22 protein-coding genes and 1 tRNA gene are annotated in these 24,386 nt (G+C 73.7%); 9 read left to right on the forward strand and 14 right to left on the reverse strand.

Going from position 1 to position 24,386, the window contains the following annotated elements; translation table 11 throughout:
- Nucleotides 1-14: 14 nt before the first annotated feature.
- Genes DEJ46_RS25480 through DEJ46_RS25490 form a run of 3 tightly spaced genes read right to left on the reverse strand, consistent with a single transcriptional unit; the run spans nucleotide 15 to nucleotide 4,095 of the window.
- Nucleotides 15-1,358 carry an AAA domain-containing protein gene (locus DEJ46_RS25480; protein ID WP_150269956.1) on the reverse strand — a complete coding sequence of 448 codons (1,344 nt, stop codon included), beginning with the start codon at nucleotides 1,356-1,358 and terminating at the stop codon, nucleotides 15-17.
- Nucleotides 1,355-2,944 (reverse strand): hypothetical protein, encoded by a 1,590-nt coding sequence (locus DEJ46_RS25485; RefSeq protein WP_150269958.1) that lies wholly within the window; start codon nucleotides 2,942-2,944, stop codon nucleotides 1,355-1,357. The genes DEJ46_RS25480 and DEJ46_RS25485 overlap by 4 nt, the downstream gene beginning before the upstream one ends.
- Nucleotides 2,935-4,095: a hypothetical protein gene (locus tag DEJ46_RS25490; protein ID WP_190622881.1), complete on the reverse strand. Its 1,161-nt coding sequence runs from the start codon at nucleotides 4,093-4,095 to the stop codon at nucleotides 2,935-2,937. The genes DEJ46_RS25485 and DEJ46_RS25490 overlap by 10 nt, the downstream gene beginning before the upstream one ends.
- 142 nt (nucleotides 4,096-4,237) lie before the next feature.
- On the opposite strand from DEJ46_RS25490, the gene DEJ46_RS25500 reads away from it, so the two are divergent.
- Nucleotides 4,238-4,831: a histidine phosphatase family protein gene (locus tag DEJ46_RS25500; RefSeq protein ID WP_150269959.1), complete on the forward strand. Its 594-nt coding sequence runs from the start codon at nucleotides 4,238-4,240 to the stop codon at nucleotides 4,829-4,831.
- 17 nt (nucleotides 4,832-4,848) lie between these two features.
- Here DEJ46_RS25500 and DEJ46_RS25505 read toward each other — a convergent pair whose 3' ends face one another.
- Nucleotides 4,849-6,135 carry a tetratricopeptide repeat protein gene (locus DEJ46_RS25505; protein WP_150269961.1) on the reverse strand — a complete coding sequence of 429 codons (1,287 nt, stop codon included), beginning with the start codon at nucleotides 6,133-6,135 and terminating at the stop codon, nucleotides 4,849-4,851.
- Nucleotides 6,136-6,360: 225 nt separating this feature from the next.
- On the opposite strand from DEJ46_RS25505, the gene DEJ46_RS25510 reads away from it, so the two are divergent.
- Together DEJ46_RS25510 and DEJ46_RS25515 are read left to right on the forward strand one after the other, a co-directional pair.
- Entirely contained in the window at nucleotides 6,361-6,804 is a 444-nt protein-coding gene (locus DEJ46_RS25510; RefSeq protein ID WP_190622883.1) for a hypothetical protein, read from the forward strand.
- A 34-nt stretch (nucleotides 6,805-6,838) separates the two neighbouring features.
- Nucleotides 6,839-7,705 carry a spermidine synthase gene (locus tag DEJ46_RS25515; protein WP_150269963.1) on the forward strand — a complete coding sequence of 289 codons (867 nt, stop codon included), beginning with the start codon at nucleotides 6,839-6,841 and terminating at the stop codon, nucleotides 7,703-7,705.
- Nucleotides 7,706-7,711: 6 nt separating this feature from the next.
- On the opposite strand, the gene DEJ46_RS25520 is transcribed toward DEJ46_RS25515, so the two are convergent.
- Entirely contained in the window at nucleotides 7,712-8,317 is a 606-nt protein-coding gene (locus tag DEJ46_RS25520; protein WP_150269965.1) for a hypothetical protein, read from the reverse strand.
- Nucleotides 8,318-8,404: 87 nt separating this feature from the next.
- Between DEJ46_RS25520 and DEJ46_RS25525 the strand changes: the two genes are divergently transcribed.
- The 3 genes from DEJ46_RS25525 to DEJ46_RS25535 all read left to right on the forward strand — a co-directional run bounded on the left by DEJ46_RS25525 (nucleotide 8,405) and on the right by DEJ46_RS25535 (nucleotide 12,199).
- Nucleotides 8,405-9,106 (forward strand): response regulator transcription factor, encoded by a 702-nt coding sequence (locus tag DEJ46_RS25525; protein ID WP_055604237.1) that lies wholly within the window; start codon nucleotides 8,405-8,407, stop codon nucleotides 9,104-9,106.
- Nucleotides 9,103-10,515, forward strand: a complete 1,413-nt coding sequence (locus tag DEJ46_RS25530) for a sensor histidine kinase (RefSeq protein WP_150269967.1) — start codon at nucleotides 9,103-9,105, stop codon at nucleotides 10,513-10,515. Before DEJ46_RS25525 ends, DEJ46_RS25530 begins: the two co-directional genes overlap by 4 nt.
- Before the next feature lie 163 nt (nucleotides 10,516-10,678).
- Nucleotides 10,679-12,199 (forward strand): cellulose binding domain-containing protein, encoded by a 1,521-nt coding sequence (locus tag DEJ46_RS25535; protein WP_150269969.1) that lies wholly within the window; start codon nucleotides 10,679-10,681, stop codon nucleotides 12,197-12,199.
- Nucleotides 12,200-12,372: 173 nt separating this feature from the next.
- On the opposite strand, the gene DEJ46_RS25540 is transcribed toward DEJ46_RS25535, so the two are convergent.
- The 7 genes from DEJ46_RS25540 to DEJ46_RS40945 all read right to left on the reverse strand — a co-directional run bounded on the left by DEJ46_RS25540 (nucleotide 12,373) and on the right by DEJ46_RS40945 (nucleotide 18,650).
- Complete coding sequence (locus DEJ46_RS25540; protein ID WP_411757836.1) at nucleotides 12,373-13,281, reverse strand: carbohydrate ABC transporter permease; 909 nt, start codon at nucleotides 13,279-13,281, stop codon at nucleotides 12,373-12,375.
- A complete protein-coding gene (locus DEJ46_RS25545; RefSeq protein ID WP_150269973.1) occupies nucleotides 13,194-14,228 on the reverse strand; it encodes a carbohydrate ABC transporter permease in 1,035 nt (344 codons plus the stop codon). The genes DEJ46_RS25540 and DEJ46_RS25545 overlap by 88 nt, the downstream gene beginning before the upstream one ends.
- 7 nt (nucleotides 14,229-14,235) lie before the next feature.
- Nucleotides 14,236-15,576, reverse strand: coding sequence for an ABC transporter substrate-binding protein (locus DEJ46_RS25550; protein ID WP_150269975.1), 1,341 nt, complete (start codon nucleotides 15,574-15,576; stop codon nucleotides 14,236-14,238).
- Between the two features lie 175 nt (nucleotides 15,577-15,751).
- Nucleotides 15,752-15,824, reverse strand: a tRNA-His gene (locus tag DEJ46_RS25555).
- 112 nt (nucleotides 15,825-15,936) lie between these two features.
- A complete protein-coding gene (gene orn, locus DEJ46_RS25560) occupies nucleotides 15,937-16,539 on the reverse strand; it encodes an oligoribonuclease (RefSeq protein WP_150269977.1) in 603 nt (200 codons plus the stop codon).
- 148 nt (nucleotides 16,540-16,687) lie between these two features.
- The gene (locus DEJ46_RS25565; protein ID WP_150269979.1) at nucleotides 16,688-17,854 is read right to left on the reverse strand and encodes a helix-turn-helix domain-containing protein; all 1,167 of its coding nucleotides are present in this window, start codon (nucleotides 17,852-17,854) and stop codon (nucleotides 16,688-16,690) included.
- Nucleotides 17,855-18,263: 409 nt separating this feature from the next.
- Nucleotides 18,264-18,650: a hypothetical protein gene (locus DEJ46_RS40945; RefSeq protein ID WP_411757783.1), complete on the reverse strand. Its 387-nt coding sequence runs from the start codon at nucleotides 18,648-18,650 to the stop codon at nucleotides 18,264-18,266.
- A 342-nt stretch (nucleotides 18,651-18,992) separates the two neighbouring features.
- Here DEJ46_RS40945 and DEJ46_RS25575 point away from each other — a divergent pair, with 342 nt between their 5' ends.
- Nucleotides 18,993-19,514 carry a universal stress protein gene (locus DEJ46_RS25575; RefSeq protein ID WP_055643330.1) on the forward strand — a complete coding sequence of 174 codons (522 nt, stop codon included), beginning with the start codon at nucleotides 18,993-18,995 and terminating at the stop codon, nucleotides 19,512-19,514.
- A 155-nt stretch (nucleotides 19,515-19,669) separates the two neighbouring features.
- Nucleotides 19,670-20,230, forward strand: a complete 561-nt coding sequence (locus DEJ46_RS25580) for a GPR1/FUN34/YaaH family transporter (RefSeq protein WP_150269981.1) — start codon at nucleotides 19,670-19,672, stop codon at nucleotides 20,228-20,230.
- 132 nt (nucleotides 20,231-20,362) lie between these two features.
- Here DEJ46_RS25580 and glmS read toward each other — a convergent pair whose 3' ends face one another.
- Together glmS and DEJ46_RS25590 are read right to left on the reverse strand one after the other, a co-directional pair.
- Nucleotides 20,363-22,180, reverse strand: a complete 1,818-nt coding sequence (gene glmS / locus DEJ46_RS25585) for a glutamine--fructose-6-phosphate transaminase (isomerizing) (protein ID WP_150269983.1) — start codon at nucleotides 22,178-22,180, stop codon at nucleotides 20,363-20,365.
- 64 nt (nucleotides 22,181-22,244) lie between these two features.
- A complete protein-coding gene (locus DEJ46_RS25590; RefSeq protein ID WP_024758123.1) occupies nucleotides 22,245-22,520 on the reverse strand; it encodes a hypothetical protein in 276 nt (91 codons plus the stop codon).
- Between the two features lie 189 nt (nucleotides 22,521-22,709).
- On the opposite strand from DEJ46_RS25590, the gene DEJ46_RS25595 reads away from it, so the two are divergent.
- The gene (locus DEJ46_RS25595) at nucleotides 22,710-24,338 is read left to right on the forward strand and encodes a beta-N-acetylhexosaminidase (RefSeq protein ID WP_150269985.1); all 1,629 of its coding nucleotides are present in this window, start codon (nucleotides 22,710-22,712) and stop codon (nucleotides 24,336-24,338) included.
- Nucleotides 24,339-24,386 lie beyond the last annotated feature (48 nt).

Here is a 24,386-nt window from a genome sequence, read left to right on the forward strand (position 1 = left end):
GCCCGGGCCGGGTGCTACGGACGCCATGGGACACGGTGCTTCGCCAGGTGGGAGAGGACCGCGTGGTTCGCCTCCCAGCCGTCGGGGAACGACACCGCCGCGCCCAGCTGGACCGGCTCCGTCGACGGGTGCTCGTCGAGCAGCTCCGCGACGCCCGCGCGGCAGACCACGATGCAGGCGTGCCGGTGCCGGGAGGCCAGCACGCACAGGCGGCCCGTCTCCAGGTGGAAGGCGGTCGCGTCCGGGCGGCCGGACAGCGGATGGAGGACGACCGTGACGTCGTACTCGCGCCCCTGGAGCCGGTTCGCGGTGTCCACCGTCACGCCCGTCACACCGAGCCCCGCGAGCGCCGCCCGCACCGCCGCCGCCTGGTCGCGGTGGGCGGTGCCGACCGCGACCCGGTCGGGCGTCAGGGGCACGGGGGTCTCGGAGCGCTCCGAGACCGCGGCACCGCCCCGGTCCAGGAGCCGCCGGACGACCAGGGCGACCGCGCCGACCGCCTCCGGGTCGGTGCGCGGGGTCGTGCGGGCCGGCAGTTCGAGCAGCCCCCAGCCCGACTCCGCGGCCTCGTCGAGGACCCGGTCGGGACCCGAACCGTCCGACGCCACCGAGAACGAGAGCTTCCGGTCCCCGGGTCCGGTGCCGCTGCGGAACGGCGTGTACGGGTAGAAGGCGTCCGAGACCAGCGGCGCCGCCGAGGCGGGCAGCCGCCAGGACACCGGCAGCCGGTGCTGCGGAAGCTCCGGATTGTGCGCGAGCAGCGTGGAGACCGCGCTCGCCGACGGGTCGTACGAGAGCCCCGCCCACTGCTCCGCGCCCACCACCGAGAAGGGGTCGAGCTGCCCGGGGTCGCCCACGAACAGCGCCCGCTCGAACAGCCCCGCCACGGCGAGGAGCGCGTCCGAGCGCATCTGGTACGCCTCGTCGACGATCGCGTGCGCCCACGGCTCGACGTTCTTCACGTGCGCCCACTTGGCAGAGGTGGAGAGGACGACCGGCAGCCCCGTCAGCTCGCCGGGCTTCGCCGACTTCCGTACGTTGGCCAGGTCGTCGAGCGCCTTGTCGTACGCGTCGCTGTCGCTCGAGTGCAGCCGCCCCACATCCAGGCCGGGCTCCTTCTCGGCGAGCCGCAGCACCAGATCGTCCACCTGCGCGTTCGTCTGCGCGACGACCATCAGGGGGCGCCCGGCGGCGGCCAGTTCGAGAGCGGCCCGGACGACCAGGGTCGACTTCCCGGCGCCCGGCGGGGAGTCCACGACGACACCCCGTGAGGTGCCGTGCAGGGTGTCCGCCAGGATGCCGTCGGTCGCCCGGCCGGCCTCGGCGGACGGATCGAAACGCGGCTCGGGAATCGTCACAGAACGTCCTCGGGGGTCACGGCGTCGGGCAGTTCCACGGCATCCGTCCGCGGAGGACCGCCGTGCGTCCAGGGCGTCTCCTCCGGCTCCGGCAGCTTCGGCCCGACCCGCTGCTCGTGCTCGAACAGCGTCCAGGCGATCCGCTCGCCCTTCTCCGGCACCGAGCCCGCCGCGGGCTCCTTCGACCGGCCCATCCGGTCGAGGAGCCGCAGCACCAGCGAGCCGTCCTCCTCGTACCGCACGAACTCCGCCGCCTGCGGCTTCCCGTCGAGCGAGCGGAACACCTTCGCCTTCTCCGCGAGGTGCGGCCGGTCCTCCGTACGGACCGTGAGGAGCGGCCGCGGCGCGGGCCGCTTCGACTCCGTCCAGGCCATCGTCACCTCGGCCACCTCCGCCGCGAACGCCTCGCCCGCGAGCCGCCGCCCCGCCAGGACCAGCGGATCGTCGAGCGCCTCCTGCGCCTCCAGCTGGCCCTGCGCCCGCTCGCGGTTCGCGAGCTTCGAGGCGGCCGCGATCACGTCGTCCTGACGCGGCTGCGGCGGCTCACCGGCCACCACGCGGTCCCGGTGACCGGTGAACGACCAGCGGTCCCGGGTCCAGCGGTCCTCGACCCTGGCGCCCTCCGGCAGCTCCCGCAGCAGGCCGAGCGCCCTCCAGACCGCGTCCCAGGTCGGCTTCAGCTGCGAGGCGACGAGCCGCCGGACCTCCCGCTCGGCCCGGTGCAGCTCGCCGAGGCCCGCGTCGGCCGCCTCGCCGTCCTCGGCCGCGCCGAGCGCCAGCCGGGCCCGGTCGTACCGCTCGATCGCGGGCGCCAGGAGCCGGTTGTCGAAGGCCGGGTCGGTGGCCGGACCGGCCGGCGGGCACAGCAGCTGGCCCCGCTCGTCCCGCCCCACCTCGGCCCGCAGCGCCCCCTCGGCCCCCGACTCCCCGCCCCGCGGGTCGATCCAGGCGAGCAGCGCACCCAGGTGCTGGTCCTCCAACGAGGACTGGCCGGTCGCCCAGTGCCGGTTGAGCAGGTCCGTCGCGGCGAGCAGCAGCGAGGAACCGGGCACCCGCGCCCGGTCGCCGTAGTGCGTCAGCCAGCGCCCGAGCAGCGGCACCCGCGGCGGCGCCGGGAACGGCGTCTCCGGGTCCTGCTCGGCCGTCCGCCGGAACCGCGTCGACCGCCCGAGCAGCCGTACGTACTCGATGCCCGCCCGGCTCGGCACGATCAGCTGCGGCGCGTCCGCGCACAGCTCGACCTCGACCTTCACCTTCTTGCCGGTCTCCGGGTCGACCTCGCTCCGCTCCGCCGCCTCCACGGCGTCCGTGAACGAGTCGACGTACGGCAGGATCTCCTCCGCCAGGTCGGCGAGGAACGAGAACCGCAGGTCCCGGTCCCGGGGCTGGGTCACCACCAGGAGCCGGGGCGCCTCGGCGTCGGTGCCGACGAGCGCCCCGAGCGGCGCACCCGCCTCGCCCGCGGTCGTCAGCGGTACGAGGACGAGCGGCCGCGCGGACACGTGCCGGTGGCGGACGGTGGCCAGCGGCTGGGCGCGGCCCGACTCGACGGCCTCCATCCGGGCGAGCGCGGAGATCAGCGACATGCCGCGGCCTCCTCGGACAGCGACGCCCGGTCCAGCGACGCCCGGTCCAGCGCCTCCTGGCGCAGCGCCCGTGCCCGGCGCAGGGCCGCCACCGCCGGGTCGTCCGGGTCCCCGGCCTCCCCGCGCGCCGCCGCCAGGACAGCGCCGACCGTCGTGAGGCCGCCCAGCTCACCCCGTACCGCCCGGCCCAGGGTCTCCACCGCGCCCGCCTCCCGGGCCCTGGCCCGGCAGTGGAAGGCCAGTTCGCAGGCGGCCAGGCACTCCGGCGCGTACGCGTGGGGCACGGACTCGACCGCCTCCGTCAGCTCCGCCGGCGAGCACCCCTCCACGTCGAAGGTCGTGCCCTCCGGCAGGGCGTCCGCGATCTCCTCGATCCGGGTCAGCCGGGCCAGCTGCCGCCGGGTCACCGACCGCTGCTTGCGCACGTCCACGACCGAGGCCGTCGGCACGTTCGAGAAGTCCTTCGGGCAGACGAGGAGCACCGAGTGCGCGACGCTCGCGCCCTCGGTCACCGCCGCCGTCCGTTCGAGCGCGAGCACGTACACGGCGGACTGCCGGGCCGCAGCGCCCACCTTCGCCGCGTCGGCCGCGCCGTCGATCATCGGGAAGGACTTGATCTCGACCACCGTCCACCGCCCGTCCGGGTCGACCACCACCGCGTCCGGCTCCAGATAGACCGGGGAGCCGGCCACCTCCAGGGCCAGCAGCGGATGGTCGAGCAGCGTCCACGCCCCGGCCGAGGTCGCCTCCCGCAGCGCGAGCGCCGTACGGGCCGTCCGTCCCTGGGGTCCGGCGGCCGCCAGCTCGGGCACGGAGACCGCGCCCGGCTCCTCGACGCCGAGCAGGCGCAGCAGCTCACGGCCGCCGTCCGCCTTGACCTTCGCCTCGAAGGAGTTGCCGCGCATGATCGCGAACTGCGACTGGCCGAAGGGTGCGGGGGAGCCCAGCTTGGAGGCGAGTGCCGCCTTGTCGACCCCGGCGCCGTCGAGCAGGGCCCGGCGCCGGCAGCCGGGATTGGCGGCGAGCGCCGCGAGCGCCCGAGCGTCCAGGGCGCGCGGCGCCGTGCCCGGTCCGCGCAGCTCAGCCAGAGCCCGCCGAAGTGTCGTCGTCTGCGACGGTCGTGGCAGACCGCTGTCCAGGGATGCGCTCACCCGCGGAAGTCTCGCATCCGCCACTGACAACCGTCCCGGAGTCGCCCGGACGTCACCCCGAATTCGCGTGGGCGATGATGGAGAAGAGGCACGCCCCGCACGCCCGCACCGTGAACACGTGAACCCCTGGAGAGTCCTTCCCATGGCACCGCGCATCCTGCTCGCCCGGCACGGCCAGACCGAGTGGTCGCTCCTCGGCCGGCACACCGGCAGGACCGACATCCCCCTGCTCGACGAGGGCCGGCGCGGCGCGAAGCTGCTCGGCGAGCGGCTGCACCGCGGCCCCTGGCAGGGCCTGCCCGACGTGGAGGTGCGCACCAGCCCGCTGGTCCGCGCGAGCGAGACCTGCGCCCTCGCCGGCTTCGCCGACCGCGCCGAGCCGTGGGACGCGCTGATGGAGTGGGACTACGGCGCGTACGAGGGCATGACCCCGGCCCAGATCCAGGCGATCCGCCCCGGCTGGCTGATCTGGCGCGACGGCGTCCCCGAGGGCGAGTCCATGGCGCAGCTCTCGGACCGTGCCGACGAGGTCGTGGAGTGGGCCCGGTCCGCCGACCGTGACGTCCTGGTCTTCGCCCACGGCCACATCCTGCGCTCGATCGGCGCGCGCTGGCTCGGTGAGGACGTCTCGTACGCCTCCCGCATCCGCCTCGACCCGACGAGTCTCTCGGCCCTGGGCTGGGCCTACGGCGCACCGGCGATCGAGCGCTGGAACGACACCGGTCACCTGGAGTAGGACGCGGTCCGACAGGGTCAGTACGCGGCGAGGACCCGGCCGGTCTCGGCGAGCATCCCGCGGATGCGGGCCGAGGCGATGCCGTCGAGGGACTCCGCGACGCGCTTAGCCTCCGCCGCCGCCTCGTCCGGGCGCCCCGCGTGCGCCAGGTCCCTGGCCAGATGGGCGCGGTAGAGCGCGAGGTTCCGGGCGAAGTACGGATTCTGCAGGACCGTGGCCCGGTGGGCGTGGCGGGCGGCGCGCCCCCACTCGCCGAGGGCCGCCCAGCACTGGGCCTCCAGGGCCTCCCGCTCGGGCTCGCCGAAGAACGACATCCACTCGGGGTCGCCGTCGGACGGCCCACGGTCGAAGTGCGTGTGGGCGCGGCCGAGGGCCTGGTCGCAGGCGGACCGGTCGCCGAGCCCCGCCCACGCACCGGCCTCCCGCAGCGAGAGCAGCGAGAGCAGCCGGGCCGAGTCGAGGGGCTGCGCGGCCCGCAGCCCCGCCTGCGCCGCCCGGACCGCCTCGCGGTACCGGCCGGTGTCCCGGGCCAGGAACGAGGTGTTGCAGAAGGCGTGCGCCTCCAGGGCCGCGTTCCCCGAGACCCGCGCGGTGGCGAGGGCCTCGGCGTAGTGCGAGCGCGCGTCCTCGTGGCGGCCCGAGTCGTGGGCGAGCCAGCCGACGGAGAGGGACAGCTCGCCGGCGCCCGCGTGCAGCCGGTCCTCGGTGGAGCGGCGGGTCATGCTCCCCGTGTCGAGCAGCGCGTACGCGGTACGGAGCGGCTGCGCGGCCACCTTGTAGAGCCCGTCGGCGCCGTGCCGGTCGTCGAGCAGACGGATCTGCCGTACGGCCTCCTCGACGGCCCGGACCTCGGTCTCGCCGATCCTGTGGGTGCCGCGGGGGGCGGGGATCGCGACGGCGGGGCCGCCGAGTCCCAGCGAGGCGACCGCCAGGGTGGCGGAGCCGCTCGTCATGAATGCGCGACGCAGCACGTCGCTCTCCTCATCGTTCCGGGTCGGGATCGCGGCGGGAGGCGAGGCCCCGGCCGGGGCGCCCTGCCGCCGGCCGCGCACCGTCTCCCGCGCGGAGAAGCCCAGGTCGGAGAGGCCGAGTCCGGGGAACATGTGCAGGAAGACCCGCTCGTACGCGTAGTTGGGGCAGCGGATCTCGCCCGCTTCCACGCGCCCGATGTAGCGGGCGTCGCACGCGACCTGTTCGCCGATCTCCCGCGCCGCCCGGCGGACAGCCGCGGCGAACTCCGCCGGCGAGTGCTGTCCGCGGAGCCGGCGGAAGGCGAGATTGGGAACTGCCCGTGACATCGCCATGGCCGAGCCCTCTCCTGGTGCTGCCGGGTGGTCCGGCGGCAAGAACGTACCTGCTGTGACCGGATGCGTACGCTGAGTTTGGCTACAAATCGGATATCTCGCCTGTGATCTGCCATGAACTGCCATCCTTTGCGGCGGCATGCCGCCGTAGCCGTTGACGCGCACGGGCGTTGAACCGTAAGGGAGAGACGGAACGTGTCTCCTCAGGAGCGAGGAGGGGTCCCCATGTCGGAGATCGGTTCGCAGTCGGCCACGTGGCACGCGCCCGCCCCGGACGGCGGCGCCCCCCAACCCGCCGCCGAGCCCTGGGACCTGGTGACCGTGCCGGTCCGGCAGGGCCTGGAGGCCGTCGACATCCTGCGCCGCGGCAGCACCCCCGCGGTCGGCCCGGTGGTGCACGACGGGGCCTGCGACACCCTCGGCTTCCTCGTCCCGCCGGGCACGGCCGCGGCCTGGGACATGCCGGGCAGCGCGTGTACGCGCACCTCGGGGCGCGGACTCCGCCTCCCCGAGCTGCCGGAGCTCCCCGAACCGACCGGCGACATCCCCCGCCCCGCCGGCTGGCTTCTGCCGCCGGGGGACACCGATCCCGTCACCGACCCGGCGGTGCTCCGCGAGGCGCTCGGCGAGGCGGCCCGGCTCATCGAGGCGGCCGACGGCTGCCACTGAGCCGCCCCACCGGGCGTGCCCGGATAATGGGGCCGTGGCCAGGAACAGACAGCGCGACCGGGCGGCGTCCGCCGCCGCCGTCGTCGAGACCGTCGACGGCGGGCTCGCCGAACTCGTACCCGACCGGGAGCGTCCGCGCGCCTGGACGCTGCTCATCGACGGTGCCCCGCAGTCGCACGTCGACCTGGACGATCCGGCGTATCTCTCCTTCGAGTACCAGCGGCGCCTCGGGCACATCGCCGATCTCGCCGCCCCGCCGAACCGGCCGCTCCAGGTCGTGCACCTCGGCGGCGGCGCCTTCACCCTCGCCCGGTACGTCGCCGCGACCCGGCCCCGCTCCACCCAGCAGGTCGTCGAGCTCGACGGCCCGCTGGTCCAGTTCGTCCGCCGCGAGCTGCCGCTCGACCCCGGGGCCCGGATCCGCGTCCGCTCGACCGACGCCCGGGCCGGACTCGCCAAGGTGCAGGACGGCTGGGCGGACCTCGTCATCGCCGACGTGTTCAGCGGGGCCCGCACCCCGGCCCATCTGACCAGCACCGAGTTCCTCGGCGAGGTGCGGCGCGTCCTGCGGCCCGGCGGCCTCTACGCGGCGAACCTGGCCGACGGCCCGCCCCTGACCCATCTCCGCGGGCAGATAGCCACGGCCGCCACCGTCTTCTCCGAACTGGCCCTGACCGCCGATCCCACGGTGCTGCGCGGTCGCCGCTTCGGGAACGCGGTGCTGGTCGCCTCCGACCGCGAGCTGCCGGTGGCCGAGCTGACCCGCCGGGTCGCGACCGATCCGCACCCGGGCCGGGTGGAGCACGGCAAGGAGCTCGCCGACTTCGCGGGCGGCGCGGCCCCCGTCACCGACGCGAGCGCCAAGCCCTCTCCCGTACCGCCCGCCTCCGTCTTCCGCTGAGCGGCCTCAGGTCGCGCGGTCCTCGATCTCCACGCGGGGCGCGCTGTCGTGCCACAGGCAGAAGACCGACAGCTCGCGGCCGTCCTTGGTGAAGGTGACCCGGATCCAGGTCGGCTGCTTCCACACCTGCATCTGCCAGCCGGACGCGGGGGTCGCCGACACCAGCTCGGCCGAGGTCTCGCCGAGGTCGAAGGTGACCCGGCCGCCGTCGACCGTGTAGCTCTTCACGGAGGACGGCGGGGCGGACGCGGGGGCCGTGGCGGGCGGCGGCGTGGTGGTGGCGGGCGCCGTCGTCGTGGACCCGGGCCGGTCGGCGGGGGTCGCGGCGGGCGTCGAGGAGGGGGCGGCGGAGGCCGTGCGCTCCGCGCCCGGCGTGGACGTCCGGGGGGACGGCGAGGTCGTGGGGGTCCCGGGCCTGCGCGTCGAGGAGGTCAGCGGATCGCCGCCCGCGGCGGTCGGCGCGTCCTCGGTGGTGCCGGCCGGGAGGGGCACCGCGAGCGGGGGGTCGTAGACCGTGCCGGACAGCACCGTGTGCACTCCCCACCAGGACAGGGTGACCGCCGCGCCGGTGGCGAGCGACCAGGCCAGGGCGTGAACGAGTCCTCTTCGCACCGGGCCATAGTGCACCACCCGTCACGGGGTGCTGCGGGAGGGTGGAGATTGCTCACCCGTTCCCCCGAATGGCGTACGGTGCGGCCCATGGCAAGTGTGCTCGTGGTCGAGGACGACCAGTTCGTGCGCTCCGCCCTCATCCGCCGGCTCTCCGAGGCCTCCCACACGGTACGGAGCGTCGGGACGGCCCTGGAGGCGTTGCGCGAGGTCGCCCATTTCCGTTTCGACGTGGTCATCCTCGACCTCGGACTGCCAGATCTGGACGGGTCCGAGGCGCTCAAGATGCTGCGCGGAATCACCGACGTACCGGTGATCATCGCGACCGCCCGGGACGACGAGGCCGAGATCGTACGGCTCCTGCACGCCGGCGCGGACGACTACCTCGTGAAGCCCTTCTCGGTGGACCACCTCTCGGCCCGCATGGCGGCCGTCCTGCGCCGGGCGCGGTCCGGCGCGGGCGAGGCGCCGCCGCCCCGCGTCATCCGGGTCGGCGGCCTCACCGTCGACCCGCTGCGCCGTCAGGCGGAGCTGGACGGGGCGCCCTTGGACCTCACCCGGCGCGAGTTCGACCTGCTCGCCTTCCTCGCCGGGCGGCCCGGCGTGGTCGTGCCGCGCAAGGAGCTGCTCGCCGAGGTGTGGCAGCAGTCCTACGGGGACGACCAGACCATCGACGTACATTTGTCATGGCTGCGGCGGAAGTTGGGTGAAACGGCAGCCCGGCCGCGCTACCTGCACACCCTGCGCGGGGTGGGCGTGAAGCTGGAGCCGCCCCGGGAGCCGCAGCCGTGAGGTGGGCACTCGTCAAGGTGGCGCTGGCCGTCACCGTGATGGTCGTCGTCGCCTTCGCCGTACCCCTCGGGCTCGTCGTCAAGGAGATGGCCCGCGACCGGGCCTTCTCCAACGCCGAACGGCGGGCCGCCGGCCTCGCCCCCGTCCTCGCGATCACCACCGACCGCCAGGAGCTGGACAAGGCCGTCGCCACCACCGAGGACGGGGCCGCCGGGCGGCTCGCCGTCCACGTGCCCGCCGCCGAACCGGGCGGCACGGCCCTGGAGATCGGCACCCGCAGGGCCGGCGCCGAGGAGCTCGCGGCCACCCGCCGGCTCGGCCGGGCCTCCATCGCCGAGGTGCCCGGCGGCTTCGCGCTGCTCCAGCCCACCGCGCTCAGCAGCGGCCAGGTCGCCGTCGTCGAACTCTTCGTCCCCGAGGGCGAGGTCAGCAACGGCGTCGCCACCGCCTGGCTGGTCCTGGCCGGCGTCGGCATCGCGCTGATCGTCGGCTCCGTCGCCGTCGCCGACCGGCTCGGCGTCCGCATGGTCCGGCCCGCCCAGCGGCTCGCGGGAGCCGCCCACGACCTCGGCGAGGGCCGGCTCGGCGCGCGGGTGCCGGAGGAGGGCCCGCCGGAGCTCAAGTCGGCGGCCGTCGCCTTCAACTCGATGGCCGACCAGGTCGTCCAGCTCCTCGCCAACGAGCGCGAGCTCGCCGCCGACCTCTCCCACCGGCTCCGCACTCCGCTGACGGTGCTGCGGCTCAACGCGGCCTCGCTCGGCTCAGGACCCGCCGCCGAGCAGACCCGGGCCGCCGTCGAACAGCTGGAGCGCGAGGTCGACATCATCATCCGCACGGCCCGGGAGGCGAAGCCGCAGACCCAGGCGACCGGGCCCGGCGCCGGCTGCGACGCCGCCGAGGTGGTCCGGGAGCGCATGGACTTCTGGTCGGCGCTCGCCGAGGACGAGGGCCGGCGGGTCCGGGTCGCGGGCGTCGAGCGGCCGGTACGCATCCCGGTGGCCCGCCCCGAACTCGTCGCCGCCCTCGACGCCCTGCTCGGCAACGTCTTCCGGCACACCCCCGAGGGCACCGCCTTCTCCATCGACGTCCACAACGGCGACGACGCCGTCATCGTCCTCGTCTCCGACGCGGGCGCCGGCATCGCCGACCCCGCCGCAGCCCTGGCCCGCGGCAACAGCGGCGCCAGGCCCGGCTCCACGGGCCTCGGCCTGGACATCGTGCGGCGGATGGCGGAGGCCACCGGCGGAGACGTCGCCATCGGGCACTCCGTCCTCGGCGGCACCGAGGTCCGCGTCTGGATCGGGCTCGACGGGCGCCGCTCGGGCGCCACGGCCGGCCGCCGCGACCGCCGCCCGGCCCGCCGCCGCCGCGGCGGGGGCACGGGCACCCGGCGCGCCGCCGACGCCTGAGCGGAGATCCACGGCGGCGTGAACCTTTTGTGGTTCCGATGCCTTCCTTAAGTGGAGCCTAAGAATCCCAACCCCGGTCCGCTCATGGCCTTTTGTCCGTTTCCCAGTCGCTAGCGTGCTGCCGCATCACCCCCCCACACCCGGCACACAGAGGCAGGCAGCGATGGGCACCAGTTCGCACCGGCGCAGGGCGAGCACCAGGACCAAGGCCGTCGGAGCCGTCGTCGCGGCGGCGATCGTCGGCGGCGTCGCCTTCGCGCTCGGCGGGACCGCGCAGGCCGCCGCCGTCGGCGCCGCGTACACCCGGACCAGCGCCTGGACCGGCGGCTACACCGGCCAGTACGTCGTCACCAACGAGACGACCACCGCCCAGTCCGACTGGACCCTGGAGTTCGACCTCCCGGCCGGGACGACCATCGGCTCCCTCTGGAACGGCGAGCACACCGTCTCCGGCGGCCACGTCACCGTGAAGCCCGCGAGCTGGAACCGGCAGCTCGGCCCCGGCCAGTCCGTCACCGTCGGCTTCGTGACCTCCGCCGCGGGCACCGCGGGCGACCCGTCCGGCTGCCTCATCAACAAGGCCGCCTGCTCCGCCGGAGGCCCCGCCCCCACCCCCAGCGGCCGCCCCACCGAGCAGCCCACCGCGACCGCCTCCCCCTCGGCGACCGCCACCGCGAAGCCCACCCCGACCGCCACCGCCACCGCGACGGTGAAGCCGACCCCGACGGCCACCGCCACCACGGCGCCGCCCACCCCGGCCCCCACCCCCACCGCGACCGGCGCCCCCGCCGGCGCCGCCAAGTACGCCCCGTACGTCGACACCTCGCTCTACCCGACGTACGACCTGCTCGCGACCGCCGACGCCACCGGCGTGAAGGAGTTCAACCTCGCCTTCATCACCTCCGGCGGCTCCTGCGCCCCGCTCTGGGGCGGGGTCACCGACCTCGCGAACGACAGGGTCGCGGCCCAGGTCGGCGCCCTGCGCGCCAAGGGCGGCGACGTCCGCGTCTCCTTCGGCGGCGCCGCCGGCCACGAGCTGGCGCTGAACTGCTCGTCCTCCTCGGCGCTCGCCGCCGCGTACGGCAAGGTCATCGACCAGTACAAGCTGACCAAGGTCGACTTCGACGTCGAGGGCGCCGCCCTGCCGGACACGGCCGCCAACACCCGCCGCTCCCAGGCGATCGCCCAGCTCCAGAAGACCCACCCGGGCCTGAACGTCTCCTTCACCCTGCCCGTCATGCCCGAGGGCCTGACGCAGCCGGGCGTGGCACTGCTCGCCGACGCGAAGAAGAACGGCGTCCGCGTCGACGCCGTCAACATCATGGCGATGGACTACGGCCCGGCGTACAGCGCGGACATGGGCACGTACGCGATCCAGGCCGCGACCGCGACCCAGGCCCAGGTCAAGGGAGTCCTCGGGCTCTCCGACGCGGCCGCCTGGAAGGCCGTCGCCGTCACCCCGATGATCGGTGTCAACGACGTCACGACCGAGATCTTCAAGGTCGACGACGCCACGCAGCTCGTCGACTTCGCGAGGTCGAAGGGGATCGGCTGGCTCTCGATGTGGTCCTCGACCCGTGACAAGCAGTGCGCGGCCGGCGCCGTGAACCACGCCGACGCCACCTGCTCGTCGATCCTCCAGGCACCCCTGGCCTTCACCAAGGCCTTCGCCGCCTACAAGTAGGCAGCGAGTCCGTCCCCCCACAGCGCGCGCCCCGGCCGGAACCACCCCACCGCCGGCCGGGGCGCGCTCCCCTGCCCGGCCGCCGGCGGGCGCACCGCGCAGGCGCCGGCGATCGCCGCGGTGTCCCAGTAGAGCGCCTCGCCCGACCGGGTGATCTTGTGGGCCGGTCCGGACTACCCCTTCACCGCGCCCCGCATCACACCGCCCACGATGTGCCGGCCGAAGAGCGCGAGCACGACCAGCAGCGGCAGCGTCCCGAGCAGCGCGCCCGCCATGACCACCGACTGGTCGGGCACCGTCCCCCGCCCCAGGCCCGTGAGCGCCACCTGCACCGTCGGGTTCCCCGTCTGCGTCAGGGCGAGAACCGGCCAGAAGAAGTCGTTCCAGGCCGCCACGAACGACAGCATGCCGAGGACCGCCATCGCCGGACGCGCCGCCGGAAGCACCACGTGCCACACCGTCCGCAGGGTCCCCGCCCCGTCCATCCGGGCGGCCTCCAGCACCTCGGCCGGCAGGGCCCGCCGCAGGTGCTGGAGCATGAAGAACACCCCGAAGGCGGAGACGAGCGAGGGCAGGACCACCGCCTGGAGCTCGTCCGTCCAGCGCAGCCGCGCGATCACCAGATAGAGCGGGACGACCCCCAGCTGGGGCGGGATCAGCATCGTCCCGGCCACGAGCAGGAGCAGGGTGCCCCGGAAGCGGAACCGCAGCTTGGCGAAGGCGAACCCGGCGAGGGTGGAGAAGAGGACCGTCCCCGCCGAGACCGCCCCCGCGACCAGCGCGGTGTTCACCAGGGCCTCGCCAAGCCGGGCGTCCGTCCAGGCGAGCTCCAGGTTCCGGGGCAGGTTCCGCCCGAACCGGAAGGGCGGCGGGGTCGCCGCGAGGCGCGTACTGGTCCGGGAGGCGGCGACCGCCGTCCACACCAGGGGGAAGAGGGAGACGGCCGTGAAGACCGCGAGCAGCGCGTACGTGCCCCAGCCGGCCCGCTCCGTCCTCACGAGGCCCGCTCCCCGCGTGCGAGGACCCCGCGCAGCAGCTGTACGGCCCCGAACAGCACGACCAGGACGACGAGCATCGCCCAGGCGATGGCCGCGGCCCGCCCCAGATGCAGGTTCACCCAGCCCTGCTCGTACAGATAGAGCCCCAGCGTCTGGAACTGGTGGTCCGCCCCGCCCGAGGCCCCCGCGCCGCTGCCGAACAGCAGCGGCTCACCGAAGAGCTGGGTCGCGCCGATCGTCGAGACCAGCGCCGTGAAGAGGATCGCGGGCCGCAGCCCGGGCAGCGTCACGTGCAGGAACTGGCGCCACCGCGAGGCCCCGTCGAGCGCCGCCGCCTCGTACAGCTCGCGCGGGACCGTCTGCATCGCCGCCAGGTAGATGAGCGCGTTGTAGCCGGTCCAGCGCCAGACGACGATCGACGACACCGCGAGCTTCGACGCCCACGGACCGTTCTGCCAGTCCACCGGGGCGAGCCCGGCCACCCCCAGGGCCCAGTTGGCCATGCCGTTGTCCCGCCCGTAGAACAGCGCGAAGACCAGGGTCGCGGCGGCGACCGAGGTGGCGTACGGGGCCAGCGCCACGACCCGGAAGAGGCCCCGGCCCCGCAGCCGCACGTCGAGGAGATGCGCCACGCCGAGCGCGAGCAGCAGCTGCGGGACGGTGGAGAGGACCCCGATGACGACGGTGTTCACCAGGGCGTTCCAGAAGAACGCGTCGTCGAGCAGCCGCGCGTAGTTGTGCAGCCCCACCCACTCCGCCTCGGCGGGCGCGGTCAGTTCGACCCGGTGCAGCGAGGTCCAGGCGGTGGCGACCAGCGGGAAGACCCCGAAAGCCCCGAAGAAGAGGAAGAAGGGCGCGACGAGCGCGTAGGGGGCCCCACGGGACCCGACAGGGGTACGGCGGGCCGCGCCCCGCCCCCCGAGGTCCGCGCGACGGCCGGTGACGTCCCGGGTGTCGCGCGCACGGAGACCGGCTCCGGTCCCCGGGGCCGGCGGGTCCGCCGGGCCCGTCGGTGTGCGTGTCTCCGTCACCCCGGCCTCACCGGTCCAGCGCGTTGTCGATCGCCTTCATCGCGGCCCGCCAGGCCGACTCCGGCGAGCGGCCCGTCTGGTCGACCTGGAGCATGCCGACGTCGGCCAGGGTCTGAGCGACCAGGGCGTCCTTCGGGCCGACAGGGGCTCGGGGGACGCCCCGGGCCGCCGCGGCGAAGATCTCGCCGACCGGGGCGTCGCCGAAGTACGGGTGCCGGGCGTCCGCGACCGCCGGGAGCGCGTACGCCGCCGAGGCGCTCGGGAAGCTCCCGCGCCGCTCGAAGAGCACCGCCTGCTGCGCCGGGGCCGTCAGCCAGGCCGCGAGCCGTGCCGCCTCGGCGCGGTGCCGCCCGGCGGACGGCACGACGAGGAACGAACCGCCCCAGTTGCCGGGCCGGGGCGCCGCGGCCACGTCCCACCGGCCGCGCCCGGCGGGGCCCGCCTTGTCCTGGATGTAGCCGAGCATCCAGGCCGGGCACGCCACCGTGGCGAAGGTGCCGTTGGCGAAGGCCTGGTCCCAGCCGGGCGTGAACTGCTGGAGCCGGGCCGTGAGTCCCTGCCGGGCGAACTCGGCCGCGAGGTCCCAGGCCTCCCGCACGGCCGGGTTGACCGCCACGATCAGCTCGCCCCGCTCGTCGTAGTAGCGGAGCGCCGCACTGCCGGTGACCGCCGCCATCACCCCGGACGCGGAGTCGGTGAAGGCCGTGCCCTCCGGGGCCCGCTCGCGGTAACGGACCCCGGCCGCCAGGTACTTGCGCCAGTCCCCGGCCCACAGCCGCCCGACCGCGCCCCGCTCGGTGGGCAGTCCGGCCCGGGCGAAGAGGTCCTTGCGGTAGCAGACGGCCTGCGGCCCGATGTCGGTGCCGAGCGCGAACGTGCGCCCGTCGGGGGCGGTGCCCTGCGCCCACTTCCACGGCAGGAAGGCGCCCGGGTCGACCCCGGGGACGGTGCCGAGCGCGTCGAGCCGGCCCGCCTGTGTGGCGAGGACCTCGGCGATGTTGCCGACCTCGACGGCCTGGACGTCGGCGAGGCCGGAGCCGGCGGTGAGGTGGGTGAGCAGCTGCGGGTAGTAGACGTCGTTGCGGGTGAGGGCGGTCTGCCGGACCGCGATGTCCGGATGGAGCCGCATGTACGTGTCGTAGAGCCCGGCCTCCTGGAGGCCGAACGTGCCGAACACCCCGACGGTGAGCGTGATCCGCCGCCCGCTCCCGTCCACCGGCTCCCGTGCCGGGACGCCCGCCCCGGGCGGCGGGGCGGGGTCGGTCGCGCAGCCGCCGGAGAGCACCGCGCCCAGGAGGAGGGCGAGGACGAGTGCGACGACGGGCCCGTGCCTCCTCCTGCTCCCCATGCGCCCCGACCGTAGTGCGGCTCCGTCCGGGCGGCGGGGGACAGCTCGCCGGGCCGCGCGGAATCCACCCGCCCGCACCAGTCGTCCGGCGGCAGCGGGGCGTCCTTCACCTGTTCCTGGACACGAGAAAGGCCCCGATTCGCGTCTCCGCAAATCGGGGCCTTTCCCCTGAAAGGGTGAGTAACGGGACTCGAACCCGCGACATCCTGGACCACAACCAGGTGCTCTACCATCTGAGCTATACCCACCACGACCGGTTCTCGGGGGCTTCCCCGACCGGCCGAGAAGAAGTCTACAGGGTTCCGAGGGGTGCTCGCGCCCACGTTTCCCGGAGGGGGTTCCGCGGGCGCGAGCGGGCGGTCATTCGGCCGGTACGACGTGCTTGGCGGCGATCCGCTTCGCGGTCTCCGAGTCGGGGCCGGGCTGCGGGACGAAGACCGCCTCGCGGTAGTAGCGCAGTTCCGCGATGGACTCGCGGATGTCGGCGAGTGCCCGGTGGTTGCCGTTCTTCTCCGGACTGTTGAAGTACGCCCTCGGGTACCAGCGGCGAGCCAGCTCCTTGACCGAGGAGACATCGACGATCCGGTAGTGCAGGTGGCTCTCCAGGGCAGGCATGTCCCGGGCGAGGAAGCCGCGGTCCGTGGAGACCGAGTTCCCGCACAGCGGCGCCTTGCCGGCTTCCTTGACGTGCTCGCGGATGTACGCGAGGACCTGGGCCTCCGCGTCGGCGAGCGTGGTGCCGTCGGCGAGCGCGTCGAGGAGCCCCGAGGAGGTGTGCATCTGGCGCACGATCTCCGGCATGGTCTCCAGCGCCGCGTCCGGCGGGCGGATCACGATGTCCACCCCGTCGCCGAGCACGTTCAGTTCCGAGTCGGTGACCAGCGCGGCCACCTCGATGAGTGCGTCGTCCGTCAGCGAGAGCCCGGTCATCTCGCAGTCGATCCACACCATGCGATCGTTCATGCGTCCACCTTAGGGGGTGTCTTGCCGATCATGCCGGGCCCGCAGGGGTCCGGCCCCCGGATACGGCCGACGGGCGCCCGGGGGAGGTGTCCCCGGGCGCCCGCCGGTCCTGCGGTGCGCCGCTTGTGGCCGCGCTGGTCGTTGTCCCCTAGGGCGCGCTGCGCTGGCCCGGCAGCGAGGGACGGCCGGGAGCGTAGACGTCCACGTGGGGCTTCCCCGCGTCGAGCGGGGAGGCCGGGCGCCGCATGCCCGCGGCGACCTGGACGGGCACCTGGTCGAGCACCGCCGTGGCGGACTCGCCCTGCGGGCGCCTGGCCCGGTACGCCGCCCGGTAGGCGGCCGGCGAGGAGCCGAGCTGCCGCCGGAAGTGACCGCGCAGCGCCACCGGGGACCGGAAGCCGCACCTGCCCGCGACCTCGTCGACCGAGTAGTCGGAGGTCTCGAGCAGCCGCTGCGCCTGGAGCACCCGCTGCGTGATCAGCCACTGGAGCGGGGCGGAGCCCGTCAGCGAGCGGAACCGGCGGTCGAAGGTCCGCCGTGACATGTACGCGCGCGCGGCCAGGGTCTCCACGTCGAACTGCTCGTGGAGGTGCTCCAGCGCCCAGGCGACGACCTCGGCCAGCGGGTCGGCGCCGATCTCCTCTGGTAAAGACCTGTCGAGGTAGCGCTCCTGACCGCCGCTGCGCCGCGGCGGGACGACCAGCCGGCGCGCCAGCGCGCCCGCGGCCTCGGTGCCGTGGTCGGTCCGCACGATGTGCAGACACAGATCGATTCCGGCCGCGGTGCCGGCGGAGGTGAGGACGTCGCCGTCGTCGACGAAGAGCTCCCGCGGGTCCACATGGACCGACGGATAGCGCTTCGCGAGCGTCGGCGCGTACATCCAGTGTGTCGTCGCCGGGCGGCCGTCGAGCAGCCCCGCGGCGGCGAGGACGAAGGCCCCGGTGCACAGGCCGACGATCCGCGCGCCCTCCTCATGGGCGCGGCGCAGCGCTTCGAGCGCCTCCGGTGGCGGCGGCGAGGTGATCGACCGCCAGGCCGGCACCACGACGGTGCCCGCGCGGCCGATGGCCTCCAGGCCGTACGGCGCGGTGAGTTCGAGGCCGCCGGTGGTACGCAGCGGACCGTCCTCGCCGGCGCAGACGAGCAGCCGGTAGCGGGGCACGCCCGCGTCCTGCCGGTCGATGCCGAAAACGGAGAGCGGGATGGAGCTCTCGAAGATGGGGCCGCCACTGAACAGCAGCACCGCGACGACTTCGCGGCGGCGGCGTCCGGACAGCTTCCGTGCGACCTCCGGTACGGCGGAGTCCTGGCTCATGACGCTAAGCCCCCCTCGGTGTTCGCGTCTCCCTGGTCGTGTCGCTCCTGCACGTTTCCCCTCGGTTTTGCACGAGACCCCAGTCTTCGGTACCCATGATCGAATCTACTGTGTCCCGTGGCGCCGGCGTGACAAGTTCTCCATCCGGTGGATTGTCGACAAGGCCACTTGGCGCGAAGCGATCGATCGCGAAGCGTTCCACCTGACGGCCGCCGGGGGAAGGGGTGGCGCCGCGAAGGCCCCGTGAGTGTGGGGTGTGGGGCCTTGTGCCGGGGTTCCGGGGGCCTTGGGTGCCGGGGTTGGCCAACCGTTCCGCCAAGGACTCGCCGAGGAATGGAAGTTGGCTGAAAACATATGGGCTCGGGTGTGCGAACCTGTCAACTCGGAGGGGGTTCGATGCGTCCCCGGCTCAGTTCCGGCGCCTGGTTCGTACGGTTTCGGCCCGTAGTCCGCGCTCGGAGCGCCGCAGCAGCACCCGGCACACCGCCGTCACCGTGACGAGCCCCAGCGCGGTTCCGGCGGCCCCGCCGAGCGAGGTGCCGTAGACGACGAGCACCACGGGGACGAGGACGCAGCAGAAGGCCGCCCACCGGACGACGTCGTCGGCCGGGTCCACGGTTCCCGCCCCGCCCGCTCCCCACTCCCGGTCCGGGCCCGCGGAGACGGTCGCGGAGGAGCCCGCGGGGGCGGCGGGTGCCCGGCGGCGGCCGCGCGGCGAGCCGAGCGCGGCGGCGGGGACGGTGACGGGGGCGGAGCCGGTGGAGGTCTGGCCGGCGGCGGTCGATGGTGCGGGCACGGGCGGTCTCCCTACGACGGTGGGCTGGACCTGTGGCAACGAGGAGCGGAACCTTCCGGTCACTGTGGGTGGCGCCCGTTTGGCCCCCGTACGGACGCCTGTAGGACACAACCGGCATTGCCAGATCGCGAACCCCTCGGGCATGCTCCCTGGAACGCCGCGCACAGCGGGGCGTACGCCGGGGAGTGGCACGGCGGGCTCTGGGCAGGAGAGGAGTGTCGCCGTACCCTTGGGGGTATGGGCTTGGGAAGATGATTCCCGGACACAGCTCCGCCGCCACCCGTTGTTCCGTCCCCCCTTTCCCCGTCCCTTCCCACGAGGACTCTCTTCGCCGAGACACCGATGGCCGGTCACGAATTCCCCGAACCCGCGGACCGCAAGCGCGTCGCCGACTCCACGGTCGACCCCCTCGCGGTGGAACAGCCACGCCATGCCTGCGACCCGGCCTTCCGGCACGGGGTGGTCGTCGGCTTCGACGGCTCCATGTCCAGTGAGCGAGCCCTCGCGTACGCCATCGGCATGGCCCGCCGCTCCGGCTCCGGCCTGATCATCGTGCACGTGGCCAACCGGCTGCCCACCACGGTGTGGGCCGGCTGCGAGCCGCCGGTCTTCGTCGACGTACCGGATCACCGCACCGAGGTCCTCGGTCTCGAGCTGGCCTGCGCCGAGCACCTCTCCGAGGTGCCGTGGATCCTCGTCGAGCGCGGCGGCGACATCTGCCACGAGCTGGAGGAGGTCGGCCGCGAGTACTCGGCCGACGCGATCGTGGTCGGCTCCACGCACGGGATCGTCGGGCGGATCTTCGGCTCGGTCGCCGGCCGCCTGGCGCGCCGCGCCCAGCGGCCCGTGATCGTCATCCCGTGATCGTCGTTCCGTAAGCGGCTCTGCTCCCCAACTGGCGTTCCCTGGCCATAATTTCGGCCTTCCTCAGGTGAATTGTGTGCTTGTGAAGGGTAGATAAGGCTCACCGGATCACAGCAGCTCACGCAGCTCGACTGCTCTCCTGAAGGGAGCCCGCCGTGGACAACGAAGTCGCCGCGGGAAACAGCACCTCCACTCTCGGCAACCTCGCACTCGGACTGACCCTGCTGGCCTTCGGGCTGGGCGGGACGGGTGTCATCGACAACGTCGCGGCAGCGGATGCCGCAGGCCTCGCCACCTGGGTCGGCGGGGTCACGCTCTTCCTCGTCGGACTGCTCGCCCTCCGCGCCGGCAGCACCGGTGAGGGCACGGCGTACGCGGCGCTCGGCGCCTTCTGGTTCACCTGGGGGACCGCCGTCGGCGGCGGGGCCTCGGCGGACGCCGTGGGGCTCTTCATGCTCCTGTGGGCGCTCCTCGCGCTCACCCTGACCATGGCGGCGTCGGGGAGCGGCCTGTTCGGACAGGGTGTGTACGGGCTGCTGTTCGTCGCCACGCTGCTCATCGGCATCGGCGCGCTGGCCGACAACGGCGGCCTGGCGAAGGCGGGCGGCTGGGTCGCGGCCGTCGGCGGGCTCCTCGCCTGGTACGGCGCCACGGCCGCGGTGGCGGGCTGGCCGACGGCGCTCCGGCGCACGGCGAGCGCCCCTGCCGCGGGGTGACGGCAGAGGAAGTGAAAGAGGTCCCTGCCGCACCTGGGTGTGCGGCAGGGACCTCTTTCGTGTCCGGTCGAACGCCGGGGGACAGGCCCGGCGGGCGCGGCGTCGGGGGGACAGGCCCCGACGCCGTACCGACTACTCGACCGTGACGGACTTGGCCAGGTTGCGCGGCTTGTCGATGTCGCGGCCCATGGCGAGCGCCGTGTGGTAGGCGAGGAGCTGCAGCGGGATGCCCATGAGGATCGGGTCCAGCTCGTCCTCGTTCTTCGGCACGACGATGGTGTGGTCGGCCTTCGCCTGCGGCTGGTGCGCGACCGCGAGGATGCGGCCGCTGCGGGCCTTGATCTCCTCCAGGGCGGCGCGGTTCTTCTCCAGCAGGTCGTCGTCGGGGACGATCGCGACCGTCGGCAGGGCCGGCTCGATGAGGGCGAGCGGGCCGTGCTTCAGCTCGGAGGCCGGGTAGGCCTCGGCGTGGATGTAGGAGATCTCCTTCAGCTTGAGGGAGGCCTCCAGGGCCACCGGGTAGCCCCGGACGCGGCCGATGAACATCATCGACTGGGCGCCGGCGTACTCCGCGGCGATCTTCTTGATCTCGTCCTCGGTCTCGAGGATCTCCTGGATCTGCGCGGGCAGCTTGCGCAGGCCCTCGATGATCCGCTTGCCGTCGGTGACGGACAGGTCGCGGATGCGGCCCAGGTGCAGGGCGAGCAGCGCGAAGGCGGTGACCGTGTTGGTGAAGCACTTGGTCGAGACGACGCAGACCTCGGGGCCGGCGTGGACGTACACGCCGCCGTCGGCCTCGCGGGCGATGGCGGAGCCGACGACGTTCACGACGCCGAGGACGCGGGCACCCTTGCGCTTGAGCTCCTGGACGGCGGCGAGCACGTCGTAGGTCTCACCGGACTGCGAGACGGCGATGTAGAGGGTGTCGGGGTCCACGACCGGGTTGCGGTAGCGGAACTCCGAGGCCGGCTCGGCGTCGGCGGGGATGCGGGCCAGGGACTCGATGAGCCCGGCGCCGATGAGGCCGGCGTGGTACGAGGTGCCGCAGCCGAGGATCTTGATGCGGCGGATGGTGCGGGCCTCGCGGGCGTCGAGGTTCAGGCCGCCCAGGTGCACGGTGGAGAAGCGGTCGTCGATCCGGCCGCGCAGCACGCGGTCGACCGCGTCGGGCTGCTCGGAGATCTCCTTGTGCATGAACGTGTCGTGGCCGCCCATGTCGTAGGAGGCGGCCTCCCACTCCACGGTCTCCGGGGTGGCGGTGGTGGACGCGCCCGAGGTCGTGTAGGTGCGGAAGTCGTCGGCCTTGAGGGTGGCCATCTCGCCGTCGTCGAGGGTGACGACCTGGCGGGTGTGGGCGATCAGGGCGGCGACGTCGGAGGCGACGAGCATCTCCTTCTCGCCGATGCCGAGGATGACCGGGGAGCCGTTGCGGGCCACCACGATGCGGTCGTTGAAGTCGGCGTGCATCACGGCGATGCCGTAGGTGCCCTCGATGACCTTGAGCGCCTCGCGGACCTTCTCCTCGAGGGTGTCGGCCTGGGAGCGGGCGACGAGGTGGGTGATGACCTCGGTGTCCGTCTCGGAGGCGAAGACGACGCCGTCGGCCTCCAGCTTGGCGCGGAGCTCCTGGGCGTTGTCGACGATGCCGTTGTGGACGACCGCGACCTTGTTCTCGGGGTCCAGGTGCGGGTGCGAGTTCACGTCGCTGGGGGCGCCGTGCGTGGCCCAGCGGGTGTGGGCGATGCCGGTGGTGCCGGAGAAGCGCTTGGGGACGCGGGCTTCGAGGTCACGGACCCGGCCCTTGGCCTTGACCATCTTCAGGCCGGTGGCCTTCGGGCTGGTGATGACCATGCCGGCGGAGTCGTACCCCCGGTACTCCAGACGCGCCAGGCCCTCAAGGAGCAGGGGGGCGACGTCGCGCTTTCCGATGTAACCGACAATTCCGCACATAAAGGTGAAACCCCTCCAGGTTGGTGATGGTGCTCGCCGAGTTCGTCTGCGATGCGTCCGTGAATCAGCCGTAGACGATGCGGCGCAGCTGTCGGAGCGAGAGCTCCGGTGGCGCCACGGCCCGGTGTGGCAGCTCCGCCGCGATCCGTTCGAAGATCTCGGCGTTCACGGCCCCGCCGGACTGCAGTTCGCGGTGGCGGCGGCGGACGAACTCCTCGGTCGTCTCGTCGAAGTACGCCAGCACGTCGAGCACCACCCGGGCGGCCTCACCGCGCTGGAGCGCGGTGCTGCGGACCAGATGGTCGACGAGGTCGTCGTGCGACGGGCGGCGTTCGAGCACCCGTGAATACTGAGGGGTTCCCCCCGCTCTTCGCAAGAATCCTGCCCGAAATCGGGCAGGAGCGGCCTGGTCGGCGTCCTGGGTGCGGATATTGGTCCAGACCTTGACCCGAAGTGATGGTGGCGGTACGCATGGTTGCCAAATGGATATATGACCCGAAGACGTGTGTGTCGATCACCGAAGGGGACCATGCCCGTGAGTCAGCGCCGAAGGATTCCTCGCCTCATCGGATCACTCCTCCTGGTCGCCACCGCCGGGGTCGGCTGCGGCGAGGCCAGAGCCGCCGGCGGCACCGACGGCAAGGCGGCCGCCGCCGAACCCGAGGTCCGCCCGCTCGGCCGCATCATCCCCGTACCCGCCTCCGTCGCCCCCGAGGGCGAGCCGTACACCCTCACCGAGGCCACCCGCATCGGCATCGACGAGACCTCCCGCGAGTCCCGGGCCGTCGGCCGCTACCTCGCCGGCCTCCTCCGCCCCGCCACCGGCTTCCCGCTGCACATCGTCGACGAGGACGCGGCCCGCGGCGGCATCCGCCTCCGCCTCGACCGCGAGGAGACCGGGCTCGGCGACGAGGGCTACCGCCTCCGCTCGGCCCCCGACGGCGTCACCCTCACCGCCCGCACCCCCGCCGGCCTCTTCCGCGGCGTCCAGACCCTCCGCCAGCAGCTGCCCTCCGCCGTCGAGCGCCGCACCGTCCAGCAGGGCCCCTGGAAGATCGCGGGCGGCACGATCACCGACACCCCGCGCTACGCCTACCGGGGCGCCATGCTCGACGTCGCCCGCCACTTCTTCACCGTCGACGAGGTGAAGCGGTTCATCGACCAGCTCGCCCTCTACAAGATCAACACCCTGCATCTGCACCTCTCCGACGACCAGGGCTGGCGCATCGCCGTCGACTCCTGGCCCCGGCTCACCACCCACGGCGGCTCCACCGAGGTCGGCGGCGGCCCCGGCGGCTTCTACACGAAGGAGGAGTACAAGGAGATCGTGCGGTACGCGGCCTCCCGCTACCAGGAGGTCGTCCCCGAGATCGACGTGCCCGGCCACACCTTCGCGGCCCTCTCCTCGTACGCCGAGCTCAACTGCGACGGCGTCGCCCCGCCCCTCTACACCGGCATCAAGGTCGGCCTCAGCTCCCTCTGCGTCCCCAAGGACGTCACGTACGACTTCGTCGACGACGTGATCCGCGAGATCGCCGCGCTCACCCCCGGCCGCTACATCCACATCGGCGGCGACGAGGCCCACTCCACCAGCCACGCCGACTACGTGACCTTCATGGACAAGGTGCAGCCGCTCGTCGGCAAGTACGGCAAGACGGTCGTCGGCTGGCACCAGCTGACCGGCACGAAGCCCGTCGAGGGCGCCCTCGTCCAGTACTGGGGCCTCGACCGCACCCCCCTCGCCGAGAAGGAACGCGTCGCCGCCGCCGCGCGGGACGGCGCCGGGCTGATCCTCTCGCCCGCCGACCGCTCCTACCTCGACATGAAGTACACGAAGGACACGAAGCTCGGCCTCGCCTGGGCCGGCACGGTCGAGGTCCGGCGCTCGTACGACTGGGACCCGGCGACGTACCTCGCGGGAGCCCCGGCCGACGCCGTCCGGGGCATCGAGGCCCCGCTGTGGACGGAGACCCTGGCGACGACGGACGACCTGGATGTCATGGCCTTCCCGCGTCTGCCGGGCCTGGCGGAGGTGGGTTGGTCCCCGGCGGAGACCCACGACTGGGACACGTACAAGGTGCGTCTCGCGGAACAGGCCCCGCGCTTTGACGCGATGGGCGTCGCCTATTACCGCTCGCCGCAGGTGCCCTGGGAGTAGGGCGGAGTTCGGCCGGGTGGCGGGCTCGCCGCGCGCGGCCGGGAGTTG

The sequence above is a fragment of the Streptomyces venezuelae genome, from assembly GCF_008642375.1.
GTDB lineage: Bacteria > Actinomycetota > Actinomycetes > Streptomycetales > Streptomycetaceae > Streptomyces > Streptomyces venezuelae_G.

Bases quoted from the DNA above. Each gene is read 5' to 3' on its own strand.
- DEJ46_RS25550 (WP_150269975.1), bottom strand. From the start codon at position 15,576: ATGGGGAGCAGGAGGAGGCACGGGCCCGTCGTCGCACTCGTCCTCGCC.
- DEJ46_RS25595 (WP_150269985.1), top strand. From the start codon at position 22,710: ATGCCCGTGAGTCAGCGCCGAAGGATTCCTCGCCTCATCGGATCACTC.
- DEJ46_RS25575 (WP_055643330.1), top strand. From the start codon at position 18,993: ATGGCCGGTCACGAATTCCCCGAACCCGCGGACCGCAAGCGCGTCGCC.
- DEJ46_RS25535 (WP_150269969.1), top strand. From the start codon at position 10,679: ATGGGCACCAGTTCGCACCGGCGCAGGGCGAGCACCAGGACCAAGGCC.
- orn (WP_150269977.1), bottom strand. From the start codon at position 16,539: ATGAACGATCGCATGGTGTGGATCGACTGCGAGATGACCGGGCTCTCG.
- DEJ46_RS25500 (WP_150269959.1), top strand. From the start codon at position 4,238: ATGGCACCGCGCATCCTGCTCGCCCGGCACGGCCAGACCGAGTGGTCG.
- DEJ46_RS25505 (WP_150269961.1), bottom strand. From the start codon at position 6,135: ATGGCGATGTCACGGGCAGTTCCCAATCTCGCCTTCCGCCGGCTCCGC.
- DEJ46_RS25525 (WP_055604237.1), top strand. From the start codon at position 8,405: ATGGCAAGTGTGCTCGTGGTCGAGGACGACCAGTTCGTGCGCTCCGCC.
- glmS (WP_150269983.1), bottom strand. From the start codon at position 22,180: ATGTGCGGAATTGTCGGTTACATCGGAAAGCGCGACGTCGCCCCCCTG.
- DEJ46_RS25485 (WP_150269958.1), bottom strand. From the start codon at position 2,944: ATGTCGCTGATCTCCGCGCTCGCCCGGATGGAGGCCGTCGAGTCGGGC.
- DEJ46_RS25565 (WP_150269979.1), bottom strand. From the start codon at position 17,854: ATGAGCCAGGACTCCGCCGTACCGGAGGTCGCACGGAAGCTGTCCGGA.
- DEJ46_RS25510 (WP_190622883.1), top strand. From the start codon at position 6,361: ATGTCGGAGATCGGTTCGCAGTCGGCCACGTGGCACGCGCCCGCCCCG.